The sequence below is a fragment of the Amycolatopsis tucumanensis genome, assembly GCF_021654135.1.
Classification (GTDB): domain Bacteria; phylum Actinomycetota; class Actinomycetes; order Mycobacteriales; family Pseudonocardiaceae; genus Amycolatopsis_E; species Amycolatopsis_E tucumanensis.
Window position 1 is genome coordinate 1 of record NZ_JAKGSD010000031.1, and the last position, 12,728, is coordinate 12,728.

General features: G+C 72.3%; 14 protein-coding genes and 1 pseudogene. 6 read left to right on the forward strand and 9 right to left on the reverse strand.

Features of this window, described 5'->3' with window-relative positions; all coding sequences use genetic code 11:
* Positions 1-638: 638 nt before the first annotated feature.
* Positions 639-1,178: a TetR/AcrR family transcriptional regulator gene (locus L2C96_RS26760; protein ID WP_237338210.1), complete on the reverse strand. Its 540-nt coding sequence runs from the start codon at positions 1,176-1,178 to the stop codon at positions 639-641.
* A gap of 83 nt (positions 1,179-1,261) precedes the next feature.
* Here L2C96_RS26760 and L2C96_RS26765 point away from each other — a divergent pair, with 83 nt between their 5' ends.
* Together L2C96_RS26765 and L2C96_RS26770 are read left to right on the forward strand one after the other, a co-directional pair.
* A complete protein-coding gene (locus tag L2C96_RS26765; protein ID WP_237338211.1) occupies positions 1,262-2,422 on the forward strand; it encodes an MFS transporter in 1,161 nt (386 codons plus the stop codon).
* A gap of 22 nt (positions 2,423-2,444) precedes the next feature.
* Positions 2,445-3,056 (forward strand): D-sedoheptulose-7-phosphate isomerase, encoded by a 612-nt coding sequence (locus L2C96_RS26770; protein ID WP_020416531.1) that lies wholly within the window; start codon positions 2,445-2,447, stop codon positions 3,054-3,056.
* Positions 3,057-3,193: 137 nt separating this feature from the next.
* Here L2C96_RS26770 and L2C96_RS44675 read toward each other — a convergent pair.
* Positions 3,194-3,373 (reverse strand): annotated as a pseudogene (locus L2C96_RS44675) (DUF2188 domain-containing protein); the annotation flags it as partial.
* A 119-nt stretch (positions 3,374-3,492) separates the two neighbouring features.
* Here L2C96_RS44675 and L2C96_RS26780 point away from each other — a divergent pair.
* Both L2C96_RS26780 and L2C96_RS26785 read left to right on the forward strand, forming a co-directional pair.
* Positions 3,493-3,867, forward strand: coding sequence for a helix-turn-helix domain-containing protein (locus L2C96_RS26780; protein WP_237338212.1), 375 nt, complete (start codon positions 3,493-3,495; stop codon positions 3,865-3,867).
* Complete coding sequence (locus L2C96_RS26785) at positions 3,864-4,454, forward strand: ImmA/IrrE family metallo-endopeptidase (RefSeq protein ID WP_237338213.1); 591 nt, start codon at positions 3,864-3,866, stop codon at positions 4,452-4,454. The genes L2C96_RS26780 and L2C96_RS26785 overlap by 4 nt, the downstream gene beginning before the upstream one ends.
* Before the next feature lie 152 nt (positions 4,455-4,606).
* Here the strand turns inward: L2C96_RS26785 and L2C96_RS26790 are convergent, their stop codons facing one another.
* The 7 genes from L2C96_RS26790 to L2C96_RS26820 all read right to left on the reverse strand — a co-directional run bounded on the left by L2C96_RS26790 (position 4,607) and on the right by L2C96_RS26820 (position 10,360).
* Positions 4,607-5,107 (reverse strand): hypothetical protein, encoded by a 501-nt coding sequence (locus L2C96_RS26790; RefSeq protein WP_237338214.1) that lies wholly within the window; start codon positions 5,105-5,107, stop codon positions 4,607-4,609.
* A gap of 224 nt (positions 5,108-5,331) precedes the next feature.
* Complete coding sequence (locus tag L2C96_RS26795) at positions 5,332-6,513, reverse strand: CaiB/BaiF CoA transferase family protein (RefSeq protein ID WP_237338215.1); 1,182 nt, start codon at positions 6,511-6,513, stop codon at positions 5,332-5,334.
* Positions 6,510-6,839 (reverse strand): putative quinol monooxygenase, encoded by a 330-nt coding sequence (locus L2C96_RS26800; RefSeq protein WP_020416526.1) that lies wholly within the window; start codon positions 6,837-6,839, stop codon positions 6,510-6,512. The genes L2C96_RS26795 and L2C96_RS26800 overlap by 4 nt, the downstream gene beginning before the upstream one ends.
* 37 nt (positions 6,840-6,876) lie before the next feature.
* Positions 6,877-7,569 carry an SDR family oxidoreductase gene (locus tag L2C96_RS26805; RefSeq protein ID WP_237338216.1) on the reverse strand — a complete coding sequence of 231 codons (693 nt, stop codon included), beginning with the start codon at positions 7,567-7,569 and terminating at the stop codon, positions 6,877-6,879.
* Positions 7,570-7,646: 77 nt separating this feature from the next.
* Entirely contained in the window at positions 7,647-7,769 is a 123-nt protein-coding gene (locus L2C96_RS26810) for a ribosomal protein bL36 (protein ID WP_020416524.1), read from the reverse strand.
* 24 nt (positions 7,770-7,793) lie between these two features.
* Positions 7,794-9,284 carry a DHA2 family efflux MFS transporter permease subunit gene (locus L2C96_RS26815; protein ID WP_237338217.1) on the reverse strand — a complete coding sequence of 497 codons (1,491 nt, stop codon included), beginning with the start codon at positions 9,282-9,284 and terminating at the stop codon, positions 7,794-7,796.
* Positions 9,281-10,360: a TetR/AcrR family transcriptional regulator gene (locus L2C96_RS26820; protein WP_237338218.1), complete on the reverse strand. Its 1,080-nt coding sequence runs from the start codon at positions 10,358-10,360 to the stop codon at positions 9,281-9,283. The genes L2C96_RS26815 and L2C96_RS26820 overlap by 4 nt, the downstream gene beginning before the upstream one ends.
* Before the next feature lie 89 nt (positions 10,361-10,449).
* Here L2C96_RS26820 and L2C96_RS26825 point away from each other — a divergent pair, with 89 nt between their 5' ends.
* A complete protein-coding gene (locus L2C96_RS26825; protein WP_237338219.1) occupies positions 10,450-11,589 on the forward strand; it encodes a cytochrome P450 in 1,140 nt (379 codons plus the stop codon).
* A 32-nt stretch (positions 11,590-11,621) separates the two neighbouring features.
* Complete coding sequence (locus tag L2C96_RS26830; protein WP_237338220.1) at positions 11,622-12,662, forward strand: LLM class flavin-dependent oxidoreductase; 1,041 nt, start codon at positions 11,622-11,624, stop codon at positions 12,660-12,662.
* The last annotated feature ends 66 nt before the right edge of the window (positions 12,663-12,728 follow it).

The window sequence follows — 12,728 nt, forward strand, 5'->3', positions numbered from 1 at the left end:
AGCAACGCCGCCGCGATCGCCTTCACCTGCAGGGCCGGCTCCGCACCGCGCCCGCCAAGCGCCACCACCACCGCCCACATCGCGGAGTCTCGACTTCACCCCAGCCGACCCCTGCGCCCTCAGCCACCGCGCCAGCCAACGCCGCACCACCCGTCAGTCCAGCAACGCCGCCGCGATCGCCTTCGCCCTCAGGGCCGGCTCCGCGCCGCGCCCGCCAAGCACCACCACCACCGCCCACATCGCGGAGTCTCGGCTTCCACCCCAGCCGGCCCCTGCGCCCTCAGCCACGGCGCCGGCCAGCGGCCCACCGCCCGTCAGCCCAACAACGCCGCCGCAATCGCCTTCACCCTCAAGGCCGGCTCCGCGCCGCGCCCGCAAAGCGCCACCACCATCGCCCACACCGCGGAACTCGACTTCGCCCCACCCGAGCCGACCCCTGCAACCCTCAGCCCCCACGCCGGCCCGCGGCCCACCGCCCGTCAGCCCAACAACGCCGCCGCAATCGCCTTCACCCTCAAGGCCGGCTCCGCGCCGCGCCCGCCAAGCGCCACCACCAGCGCCCACACCGCGGAGCCCGACTTCACCCCACCCGACCCGTGCGCCCTCAGCCACCGCGCCAGCCAACGCCGCACCACCCGTCAGCCCAGCAACGCCGCCGCAATCGCCTTCGCCCTCAGGGCCGGCTCCGCGCTGCGCTCACGTAGCGCCGTGACCAGCGCGCCGTCCACCAGCAGCATCAGCTGCTTCGCGAGCGTCGCGCTCGAGGCGTACCCGGCCTTCTCCAGCAGCCCCGCCAGGTAGTCCGTCACCGCCCCCTTGTGGGCCCGCGCCAGCCGGTACACCGCCGCGTCCGCGTCGCCCACCTCGGCCATCGCGTTGATGAACGCGCAGCCCCGGTAGTCCGCCCGCGCGAACCGCTCGGCGAGGAAGTCGAACACCGCCAGCGGGTGGTCGCCGCGCGCGGCGACGCCCTCCGCCAGCGCCTGCCGCCACTGCTGGTCGCGCTCGGTCAGGACCGTCTCGACCAGGTCGTCCTTGCTCGCGAAGTGCCGGTAGAACGACGCGCGCCCGACGCCGGACACCTCCAGCAGCCGCTCGACCCCCACCGCGCGGATGCCCTCCGCGTAGAACAGGTCCTCGGCGCTCTGCACGAGACGTTCACGGGCTCGGGTCGGCATGACTCCACGGTATCGGATCTTGACCAGAAACGGAACCGATCAGTACCGTTCAAACGGAACCGATCAGTACCGTTTGAGGAGCCATGGTCACCACCACCCACCGCCTGCCCGCCCGGATCGGCGTCCTGACGATCGCGACGTTCGCAGTCGGCACGGACGCCTTCGTCGTCAACGGCGTCCTGCCCGAACTGGCCCGCTCGCTGGACGTCAGCGTCGGCGAGGCCGGCCAGCTCGTGTCCGTCTTCGCGATCGCCTACGCCGTGCTGTCCCCGGTGCTCGCCGCCGCGACCGGGAACTGGCCGCGGCGCACCGTCCTGCTGGCCGCGCTCGGCGTCTTCGTGCTGGGCAACGCCGTCACCGCCCTCGCGCCGGGCTACGGCCTCGCCCTGGCGTCGCGGGTGATCGCCGCAGCCGGTGCCGCCGCCATCACGCCGACCGCCTCCACCGCCGCGGCCGCCCTGGCGCCACCGGAACGGCGTGGCCGCGCGATGTCGCTGGTCACGCTGGGCCTGGTGTCGTCGACCGCGCTGGGCGTGCCGATCGGGACGCTGCTCGGCTCGGTGGCGAGCTGGCGCCAGACGATGTGGCTGGTCGCCGCGCTCGGCCTGGTGGCCGCGGCGGGCGTCGCGCTCTGGCTGCCGCCGGTGCCGAACCCGCCTGCCACCACCCTGCGGGCGCGCCTGGCTCCGCTGCGGGACCGGACGGTGCTGCTGATCCTGACCGCCACGGTGGCCATGTTCGTCGGGATCTACCTGGTCACGATCTACCTCAGCGTGATCGTCGAACAGGCCACCGCGGGCGACGGCGTCCGCCTCACCGTCCTGCTGTTCGCCGCCGGGGTTGCCGGCACGGTCAGCAACGTGGTGACCGGCGGGTGGACCGACCGCTTCGGCCCGATGCGGGTCATCACCGCCGCGATGGCGCTGGGCGCGCTCGACTTCGCGCTCATGCCGTGGACGGCGGCGACGTTCGCGGGCGCGCTGATCGCCGTCGTCGCCTACGGGCTGGCCTCGTGGTCGGTGATGGTGCCGCAGCAGCACCAGCTGATCGCCGCCGCGCCCACGACGCCGTCGCTGGTGGTTTCGCTGAACGCGTCGGCGATCTACCTCGCGGTGTCCCTGGCCGGGGTGCTGGGCGCCGCCGCACTCGAGGTGATGCGTGGCGCTTTCCTGCCGTGGCTCGCGGCGCTCTTCCTCCTCGCCGGGCTGGCCGCCGCGTGGGCGGCGGAGAAGTTTAAACGTTGAACAGCAGGCAAACCTCCTCCACATGAGCGCGACCACCACACTGCCGAACGTGGCGCGCGGACACCTGGACACCCTGGACGAGACGCTGGGCGCGCTCCGTCGGCAGACCGGGCGCCTCACGCGATGGGGCCGCGTGCTCGCCGAGCGGTTGAGCGAGGGCGGCCGGCTGCTCGCCGCGGGCAACGGCGGGTCCGCGGCCGAGGCCAGGCAACTGACCGCGGACCTGCTGGGCCGCTACCACGACGACCACCCGCCGTTCTCCGCGATCGCCTTGCACGCCGACGCCTCCAGCCTCATCGCGGTGGGCGACGAGTACGAGTACGACCACGCCGAGGTCTTCGCGCGGCAGGTGCGCGCGCACGCCCGGCCGCGCGACATCCTCCTGCTGCTGTCGGCGAACGGCCGCAGCCGCAACCTGACGCGCGCGGCCGAGGAGGGTGTGCGGGCGGGGGCGAACGTGTGGGCGCTGACCGGGCCGAGCCCGAACCCGCTGGCGAACGTCGTCGAAGACGCCCTGTGCCTGCCCGGCACGGCGGCCACCGTGCAGGAAGCCCACCTCGTGGCGGTCCACATCCTCTGCGCGGAGGTGGAAACCGCACTGTCCACAGGGGACGCCGGGCGGAGGGCCTCCTGAGGCGCCGGGACGAAGCGCCCCGAATTGTCAGACCCCACCCCTATCGTCCACCCCATGCCCACCCACCCCACCCCCGGCGGCAGGCCGCGGGAGAAGTCACCCGGCGCAGGCAGCGGATCGTTGCCGTAGAGCCGTCTGCTCTCGATCGACCCGTCGCGCCGCTGGATCCTGAGCACGCTCGGGCGGTCGGCGCGCGCCAGCTTCGCGGCCGCGCGCACCGCATCCCGCTTGCGTTCGTGGTGCGACAGCACGGCCTCGCCCCGCTTCACATCCCAGCTGCCCAGCATCGGCGAGACCCAGTACACCGTCCGCGACATGATCCCTCTCCCTCCTCGGGTGTTGCACTGGAGCAACACTGTCCCTATAGTACATCACCGTTGCACCTCCGCAACGGTTCGGCAAAACTGCGACGGAACGGAAAGCGGAGGTGTGCCACATGGGCGGACGGCTGGACACGGGGAGGCTCTATGCGGCCCTCGACGCGGAGCGCGAGTCACGCGGATTGTCGTGGCGGCAGCTCGCGGCCGAGGCCGGGGTGAGCGCGTCCCTGGTCAGCCGGATGGGCAACGGTCACCGGCCGGACCTGGACGGGTTCATCGCGCTCGTCCAGTGGCTCGGGATGCCCGCCGAGACGTTCATGGTGTGGCCGGAGGGCCAGCCCGACGGGCGCCGCCGGCCCTCGCTCGAAGCGCAGCTCGCGCCGCTGCTCCGGGCCGAGGAAGAACTCAGCGAGTCCGACCAGCAGCACCTGCTGGACGTGGTCGGCCTGACGATGCGACACATCCGCACCAAGAACAAGGAGTCGAAATGACCCTCCGCCGTGGTTTCAAGAAGGAGGCCAGGGAACTCGCCCTCGAGGTGCGGGCCGAGCTGGGGACCGAGGTCTTCGCCCCGCTGGACCCGTGGGCGCTGGCCGAGCTGTACGGGATCGAGGTGTTCGACCTGCGCAGCCCGTTCCTGCCCGCGGAGTCGGTGCGGCACCTGACGGAAGAACGCCCGCACGTGTTCTCCGCGGCGCTGGTCCCGCTCGACCCGAGCGGCGCCGTGATCATCGAGAACCACGTGCACCCGATGCGCCGCAGGCGATCCACGATCGCGCACGAGATGGCGCACGTGCTCCTGGAGCACCCGTTCGGTCCAACGCTGACCGACGAGAACGGCTGCCGCTCGGCCGTGGCGGGCATCGAGGAGGAGGCCGCCGAACTGTCCGGCGAGCTCCTCATCCCCACCGACGCCGCGCGGATCGCGGCGTTCAAGGGCTGGTCGGATCACTCGGTGGCCAACCACTTCCGGGTCAGCGTCGCGATGGCCACGTGGCGCATGAACATGAGCGGCGCCCGCCGGATCGCCGCGCGAACGCGGTTCAAAGCTGAAGCACGGTACGCCACACCCGCCTGAGCGGTTGTCCACAAAGCGATCCACAGGTGGATGGATCTGTGGACAACTCGACTGTCCATTGCGGACTGATGGGAGACGCCTAACACACGACGCGACGAAACGGGTTAACCACAGGGGAAGAACTCGTGGATCCTGGCGCGCGACCGGTGTCGTCAGGCGGCCTGGTCGGTTTCCTCACCGAACAGCTCGGCCACCGCGCGTGCCCGCAGGCGTTCGAGCCGCGTCGCCTGACTGCGCCCGTTCGCGATCAGCTCGTCGAGCCGGTCGGCGTCCAGCCGCGGGTCGACGGCGGCGCGGGCACGCAGGGTGCGCCAGGCCGCGACCTTGCCCTCGACGCCGAGCCGGAGCCCCTCGAGTTCGACGACGCGGCTGAGCGGCGAACGGTTCAGCAGGCGGCCGTTGAACTTGAGCCTGCCCGCCTTCTCCAGGAGCCACCCGGCCCAGTGGCCGGTGGGGCGGGAGGGTTCGCCGAGAGCGCGCATCATGTCGACGAGGGCGTCGCGGTCCTCGGCCATCTCCTCGGCGAGGCGATCGAGCTTGCCGTTGCCCGCCCAGTCGGCCTCGGCACGGGCGAAGCGCCTGGCCAGCTCCACCCCGGCCGTCACCACGGCCACATGGTCGTTCAGGTAAATCCCGAGCAACGTGCGACGCATACTGGGGAGTACCCCACGAACGAGGGGCTCAATCCAGGTCACCCAGCCCCCCGAAGCGCTGCGGGCTCTGCTTCCGCCGGACCAGCACCCCGCACCACAGCAGGAGGCGGCGCCGGCGGGCCAGGAACAGACCACACCCGCCACCCAAAACCGCTCGGCAGGCACATCGTCGCCCAGCCGCAAGGCCACTCGACTATGAGAACAACCCCCGCCAACCCCGCGGGTCAGACCACACCCTCCGCCCGCAGTCGCTCCACGGCGGCCTCGTCGTGGCCGAGTTCCTGGAGGATCGCGGAGGTGTGCGCGCCCACCTCGGGCACCGGCCCCATCCACGGCTCGAACCCGCCCATGATCACCGGCGGGAGCAGCGCCTCCACCGTCCCGCCAGGGATCGGCACCGTGCGCCACCGGTCGCGCTCGGCGAGCACCGGGTGCGCCAGGAACTCGTGCACCGAGTTCACCCCCGCGTTCGCCACGCCGATGTCGTCCAGCAGGGCCATGATCTTGTCGCTGTCCAGCTCACGGAACCGCGCCGCCACGATCTCGTTCAGCTCGTCCCGGTGCACCACCCGCGCGGAACCGGTCGCGAACCGCGGGTCGTCGACCAGCTCGGGCCGCTGCAGGAACCGCGAGCACAGCGCGACCCACTCCGGCTCGTTCTGGATCGAGAACAGCACGTCCTTGCCGTCGGCCGCGGTGTACGCCCCGTAGGGCGCGATCGTCGCGTGCTGGGTGCCCACCCGCGGCGGCTGCGTGCCGCCGTAGCGCGTGTAGTAGGCCGGCTGTCCCATCCACTCGGACAGCGCGTCGAACAACGACACCTCCACCGGCTCCGCCCGGCCGGTCGTGGCCCGCGTGAACAGGGCCGTCAGGATGCCCGAGTAGGCGTACATGCCGCCCGCGATGTCCGCGACCGACACCCCCGCCCGCGCCGCGCCCTCCGGCGTCCCGGTCAGCGACACCAGGCCGGTCTGGCACTGGACGAGCAGGTCGTAGGCCTTCCGCTCCGCCCACGGCCCGTCCGTGCCGTACCCGCTGATCGTGCACGGGATCAACGACGGGTACCGCTGCGCGAGCGTCGCCGGATCCAGCTCCAGGCGGGCCGCCGCGCCGGGCGCGAGGTTCTGCACGAACACGTCCGCGCCGGCGAGCAGGCCGGCCAGGACCTCCCGGCCGCGGGGGTCCTTGAGGTCGAGGGTCAGCGACTCCTTGGACCGGTTGAGCCAGACGAAGTAGCTGGACTGGCCGTGCACGGTCGTGTCGTAGCGCCGCGCGAAATCGCCGCCACCGGGACGTTCCACCTTGATCACCCGGGCGCCCAGATCGGCGAGCTGGCGCGTCGCGAACGGCGCCGCGACGGCCTGCTCCAGGCTGACGACGGTGATCCCGGCGAGCGGCAGGTTCACAGCGCGCCCAGCTTGCCGTCCCCGTCCGGCAGCGGGGTCAGCAGCCGCACGTCCATCGGCTTCGCGAGCAGCCCGTCGAGGGCCGCGCCCAGTTCGGCGAGGGCCGCGCCCTTGCCGTGGGCGCCGAGCGCCGGGCCGGACGCCCACTTCTCCACCATCACGAACGTCGTCGGCGACTTCGCGTCGCGGTGCAGCGCGTAGCGTTCGCAGCCCGGCTCGGAGTGCACCGCCCGCACCGCGGTCCGCAGCGCCTCCTCGACCTGGGCCTCCTTGCCTTCCGCGGCCTCGATGGTCGCGATCACGACGACAGCGTCCGTCTGGTTCATGCCGCCATACCACCGGATGCGGGCCGCGACCGCAAGGTCACGGACGCCATTCGGGCTCGATCACGAGTTCGGTCGGATGCGTGTTCGGCGGCGCGTCCAGCACGGATCGCACCGCGTCCGCGATCGACGCCGGGTCGAGGTACCGCTCGGGCTCGTAGGGACCGCCCTCCATCCAGCGGACGGTCTGCTGCATCGGCGTCGCGACGCGTCCCGGGTAGATGCTCGTGACGCGGACCCCGTTCGGGAGCTCCTCGCGGCGCAGCGCCTCGGCGAACACCCGCAGCGCCGTCTTGCTGGCGGCGTAGGCGGACCGGTGGGCGGGTGAGCCGAGGACGGCCGTCGAGTTCACCAGGATCACCCGGCCCCGCGCGGCTCGCAGCGCGGGCAGCAGCCGCCGGGTCGTCCCGATGACGCCGAACAGGTTCACGGCGAACAGCTCACGCCACACGTCGAGATCGGTTTCCGCGACCGAACCCAGTTGGAAAACACCCGCACAATGCACGACCACGTCGACCGACGACAATTCCGGACAATTATCGGAAATGTCCGGATCGGCCGCGAGGTCGACGGTCCAGCAATGCGCGTCCGGTAACGTTCCGGCCAATTCCTTCAACGCGGTCTCGTCCCGCCCGGCGACCCATACGGTGTACCGGTCGGCCAGGGCGGCGGCCACTTCCGCACCGATCCCGCCGGTAGCGCCGACCACGACGGCAGTTCCACGCACGTTCATCGATCGACACGATAAACGGCACGTGACACAAAAGAACAGGGTCCGTCGACTCTGGACGGACCCTGTTTCCGGACAATTCAGCCTTGACGGGCGTTCACCCGGGGGTTGTTCTTGTTGATGACGAACGAACGCCCCCGGCGCCGGACCACGATCGAGCCCGGCTGACGCTTGAGCGACCTGAGCGAATTCCTGCTCTTCATACCCGCTCCTTCCTCGCACACCGGTCAACGTTCCAAGGGCTCGCGGCATTCCGCGGGGTGCAGCGGTGTGCCGGCCACCGCGCAGTGCACCTTCACCGGGCTGACCGGCGCCGGCTTCGGGCGGCCGGGCACGAACGCGAACGCGATCAACGCGCCCGCGACGAGCAGTCCGGCGCACACCAGCATCGCCGTGCGGTAGGCGGGCGCGAGCGCCGCGGGATCGGTCAGGCTGCCCGTGCCGATGCCCGCGACCAGCGGCAGCACCGCGACCGCGAGCAGCCCGGCGGTGCGGGCGATCGCGTTGTTCGCGCCACTTGCCACCCCCGCGTACCGGTCGTCGAGCGCGCCGAGCGCGGTCGCGGTCAGCGGCGCGACCGTCAGCGACAAGCCGAGCCCGAGCACCACGACCGCGGGCAGGACCTCGGTCAGGTACGACGGGCTCGCCGAGATCCGGGACAGCAGCACGAGAGCCACCGCGCACACGACCGGCCCTGCGGTCATCGGCAGCCGCGGCCCGGTCCGCTGCCCGAGCGCCCCGGCGCGCGCCGACAGCACGAGCATCAGCGCGGTCACCGGCAGCATCGCCGAACCCGCCGCGACCGGCGAGTACCCGCCGACGACCTGCAGGTTCAGCACGACCAGGAAGAACACGCCGCCCAGCGCGGCGTACACCGCGAACGTCACCAGGTTCGCCGCGGTGAACGCCCGCGACGCGAACACGCCGAGCGGCAGCATCGGGTGCCGCGACCGCCGCTCGGTCAGCACGAACGCCGCGATCCCGGCGACCCCCACGCCGAGCGCCGCCAGCACCGTCGGCGAGCCCGCGCCAAGCGCCGGCCACGCCGTGAAGCCGTAGCTCAGCCCGGCCAGCCCGAGCGCGCCCATCGCCGCGCCGGTGAAGTCCAGCTGCCGCGCGGCCTCCGGGTTGCGGGTCTCCGGGACGTGCCGGAGCGCGACCAGCACGACTATCGCCGCGAGCGGCACGTTGATCAGGAACACCAGCCGCCAGCTCGCCACCTCGACCAGCCAGCCGCCGAGGAACGGTCCGAGCGCCCCGGCGATCCCGCCGAGCCCGGACCACGCGCCGATCGCCTTCGCGCGGTCGTCGGGGTGGAACGAGGCCTCCAGGATCGCCAGCGATCCGGGCGTGAGCAGGGCTCCGCCGACGCCCTGCAGCACCCGGGCGGCGACCAGCGTCCAGATGTCCGGCGCGAGCCCGCAGAGCAGCGACGCGATCGCGAACCACGCCACGCCGAGCACGAAGATCCGCCGCCGCCCGAAGCGGTCGCCGAGGGAGCCGCCGAGCAGGATCAGCGCGGCGAGGCTGAGCGTGTAGCCGTTGATCGTCCACTGCAGACCGGCCGTGCTCGCCTCGAGGTCGCTGCCGATCTTGGGCAGCGCGATGTTCACGACCGTGGCGTCCAGGAACGTGACGCCGGACCCGAGAACGGTGGCGAACAGGACCCAGCGCCCGGCGGCCTGGCCGTACCGGAGCGAGGTTTCCGCCGTAGTCACGAGGACCGATCGTGGTTGGCCGTGGCGGCGGGCGCAAGTTTCCCTGCTGACACCGCGTGGCAGGCGCCGAATCCATCCGCGCGCGCGATGATCCGGCCGCCGGCCACGCGCACCGCCACCTCGGTCGCGTCACTGACCGCCGCCACCCCGGCCGCCGCGGCCAGCTCGCCCCGCTCGTCGCACACGACCCGCAGGCGCGGCCACGCGGCCTCGGGGAACGCCTGCCGCAGGCACGCGGCGACCTCGGTGATCACCAGGCGCGCGAGCGGCCCCAGCTCGGCCGGTTCCCCGGTGACCGCCACGAGCGTGACATCCAGCCCCGCCCGGACGGCTTCCTCCACGACGGCGAGCCGGTGCAGGCCGAGGACCGCGACGACGCCGTCGGACGGAAGCCGGACCGGCTCGCCGCGCACCAGGTCGACGGCCTCGCCGGGCGACCACGGCTCGTCGGCGGGGCGCGGGTGCGGGGACACCTGCGGCGGGGCCCACCAGTCGTTGAACGGCAGGTCGGCGAGCTGTTCACAGGTGCTGATCACGTCGAACGGCTCGACGAACCCGGGCGCCGCGACGGTGAGCTGACGCGCGCCGTGCAGCGACGTCAGCACCGCCCGCGCCCGGCGCACGTACCGCGCGGGTGGCGCGCCCGGCGGGGACTCCGGCGGGTCGAGCCGTTCCACCGCCAGCGCGAGCAGCAGCGCGCCGAGTTCCATGAGCTGCGCGTAGGGCAGCCGCACCCGCTCGTCGGCCATCACTTCGGCGGGCAGGTCGCGGGCCAGGCCGGCGTCCCGCACGATCCAGTCGCGGGCGAACGAGCCGACCGCGGACCGGGCGTCGGTGCCGGGCCTGCTGTGCGGGGACGGCTCCGCGCGGGCCGCGAGGTCGGCCAGGACCGCGAAGTACAGGGCCCGCTTGCCGGGGAAGTTCGAGTAGACCGCGCCGCGCGTGAGCTCCGCCCGCTCGGCGATGACGTCCACCTTGGCGTCCCGGAACCCCCGCTCCGCGAACTCCTCCCGCGCCGCGACCAGCACTTTCGCGCGGTTGCGCTCCTGCGTCTCCGCCCTGGTCAGCCGCGCCACGAAGCCTCCTCGTTGCCATCCGGACGAAGACCAAGATATCGTGCCCATTCAGATGACGTGAACATCTGAATCCAACATCTGGAGTGCGAGTGATTCCCGAGATCTCCCTGACCGACCCCGAAGTGCTGACCGACCCGTTCACCGCCTACGGCCGCGCGCGGGAGCAGTCACCGCTGGCCCGCGTCGGCGCGCCCGGCTTCGGCCCGGTGTGGGCCGCGACCCGCCACGAGACCGCGCGAGCGGTCCTGTCCGATCCCCGCTTCGAGCTGACCGCGAACAGCTACCAGCGCCCGGACGTGCCCGAACACTGCCGCGCGTACATGCGCACGATGTCCGAAGTGGAGGGTCCGGAGCACGCCCGGCTGCGCCGCCTGGTGTCCCCCGCGTTCTCCGCGCGCCGCGCACTGGACTTCCGGCCACGCGTCGAACCGCTCGTCGGACGGCTGCTCGACGACCTGCCCGCGGAGGCCGACCTGCTGCGGGACTTCGCCCGTCCGCTGCCGATGGACGTGATCTGCGAGCTGGTCGGCATCCCCGGCGAGGACCGCCCGCAGTGGCGCGAGTACGGCATGGCGGTCGCGAGCGGCCACGGCCCGGCGTTCGCCGCCGCGATCCCCGGCGTCATGGCCGGCGCGCAGGCCGCCATCGCCCGTCGCCGGGAGGAGCCGGGTGACGACGTGCTCGCCGACCTGATCCGGGCCGAGGACCGGCTCAGCGACACCGAGATGGTCACGCTCGTGTGGCACCTGGTGCTGGCCGGGCAGACGCCGTCGAACCTCGTCGCGAACGCCGTGGCCGCCCTGCTGGAGCACCCGGACCAGCTCGCCGCGCTGCGTGCCGACCCAGGACTGATGCCGCGCGCGGTGGACGAGTTGATCCGCTGGTGCGGGCCGACGCTGATGACGATCCCGCGGTACGCGCGCGAGGACGTCGAACTGGAGGGCGTGCTGATCCGCGAGGGCGAGGCGATCGTCGCGGCGGTCGCGGCGGCCAACCGGGATCCGCGCGCCTTCGAGGATCCGGACCGCTTCGACGTGACCCGGCCCGGCGGCGGGCACCTCGGCTTCGGGCACGGCCCGCACTTCTGCCTCGGCGCCGCGCTGGCCCGGGTGCAGACCGAGGTGGCGCTGACCGCGCTGCTGGCCCGGGAGTTCGAACCGGTGAAGGTCGAGCGCATGCCGGACCCGGGGACCTGGCGGCTGTCGAGCCTCGTCGTCCGATTTAGTTGACGTGTCATCATCCGCTGGTTACCTTGGGAGGCATGGAACTCGGCATCTACAGCTTCGGTGACCGCCCGGCCGACCCGGTCACCGGCGAACAGCTGTCCGTCTCGGCGGCGCTGGCGAACACGCTGGAGCGGATGAAGCTGGCCGACGAGCTCGGCTTGGGGTTCTACGGCCTCGGCGAGCACCACCTCGACTCGTACGCGATCTCCAACCCGGCCACGGTGCTGGCGGCCGCGGCGAGCGCGACCTCGAAGATCACGTTGTCGACCGCGGTGTCCGTGTTGAGCACCGAGGACCCGGTGCGGCTCTACCAGCAGTTCACGACGCTCGACCAGCTCAGCGGTGGCCGGGCCGAGCTGCTGGTGGGGCGCGGGTCGTTCATCGAGTCGTTCCCGCTGTACGGCGCGGACCTGGAGGACTACGACGCGCTGTTCGAGGAGAAGCTCGACCTGTTGCTGGCGCTGGACCGCGAGGACCCGGTGACGTGGTCGGGCAAGTTCCGCGCGCCGCTGCGGGGTGCGCGGGTGCTGCCGCGGCCGTACGGCGAGCACCTGCGCATCTCGGTCGGCACGGGAGGCAACCAGGACTCCTCGATCCGCGCCGGCGCGCTCGGGCTGCCCGTCGTGTACGCGATCATCGGCGGCCGCCCGGAGCGGTTCGCGCCGCTGGTGGAGCTGTACCGCCGAGCGAGCGAGGTGTCCGGCAACGACCCGGCGACACAGCACGTGACGATGAGCGCGATCGGGCTGGTGGCGCGGAAGTCGCAGGACGCGAAGGACACGTTCTACCCGTACTGGCTGGAAACGATGAAGTACGGCGCGCGGGCCCGCGGCTGGGCGGTCCCGACCCGCGCCGAGTACGACGCGTACACCGCCGGGGCGTCGTCGCTGTTCACCGGCAGCCCCAACGAGGTCGCGGACCGGCTGATCACGGTCGGGAAGCTCGTCGGAGCGGACCGGTACGCCATGCAGATGGACTGGTCGGGGGTGCCGCAGAAGCACGTGATGACGGCGATCGAACTGCTGGGCACCGAGGTGCTGCCCCAGGTACAGGCGGAGTTCGGCCCTACCGAGTGAATTGAAACTGAGGTATCGTCTGCCGGAACGCGGTCACCGACGCCCCGCGTCAGGAGGACGAGACTC

Bases quoted from the DNA above. Each gene is read 5' to 3' on its own strand.
- L2C96_RS26760 (WP_237338210.1), bottom strand. From the start codon at position 1,178: ATGCCGACCCGAGCCCGTGAACGTCTCGTGCAGAGCGCCGAGGACCTG.
- L2C96_RS26765 (WP_237338211.1), top strand. From the start codon at position 1,262: ATGGTCACCACCACCCACCGCCTGCCCGCCCGGATCGGCGTCCTGACG.
- L2C96_RS26770 (WP_020416531.1), top strand. From the start codon at position 2,445: ATGAGCGCGACCACCACACTGCCGAACGTGGCGCGCGGACACCTGGAC.
- L2C96_RS26780 (WP_237338212.1), top strand. From the start codon at position 3,493: ATGGGCGGACGGCTGGACACGGGGAGGCTCTATGCGGCCCTCGACGCG.
- L2C96_RS26785 (WP_237338213.1), top strand. From the start codon at position 3,864: ATGACCCTCCGCCGTGGTTTCAAGAAGGAGGCCAGGGAACTCGCCCTC.
- L2C96_RS26790 (WP_237338214.1), bottom strand. From the start codon at position 5,107: ATGCGTCGCACGTTGCTCGGGATTTACCTGAACGACCATGTGGCCGTG.
- L2C96_RS26800 (WP_020416526.1), bottom strand. From the start codon at position 6,839: ATGAACCAGACGGACGCTGTCGTCGTGATCGCGACCATCGAGGCCGCG.
- L2C96_RS26805 (WP_237338216.1), bottom strand. From the start codon at position 7,569: ATGAACGTGCGTGGAACTGCCGTCGTGGTCGGCGCTACCGGCGGGATC.
- L2C96_RS26810 (WP_020416524.1), bottom strand. From the start codon at position 7,769: ATGAAGAGCAGGAATTCGCTCAGGTCGCTCAAGCGTCAGCCGGGCTCG.
- L2C96_RS26830 (WP_237338220.1), top strand. From the start codon at position 11,622: ATGGAACTCGGCATCTACAGCTTCGGTGACCGCCCGGCCGACCCGGTC.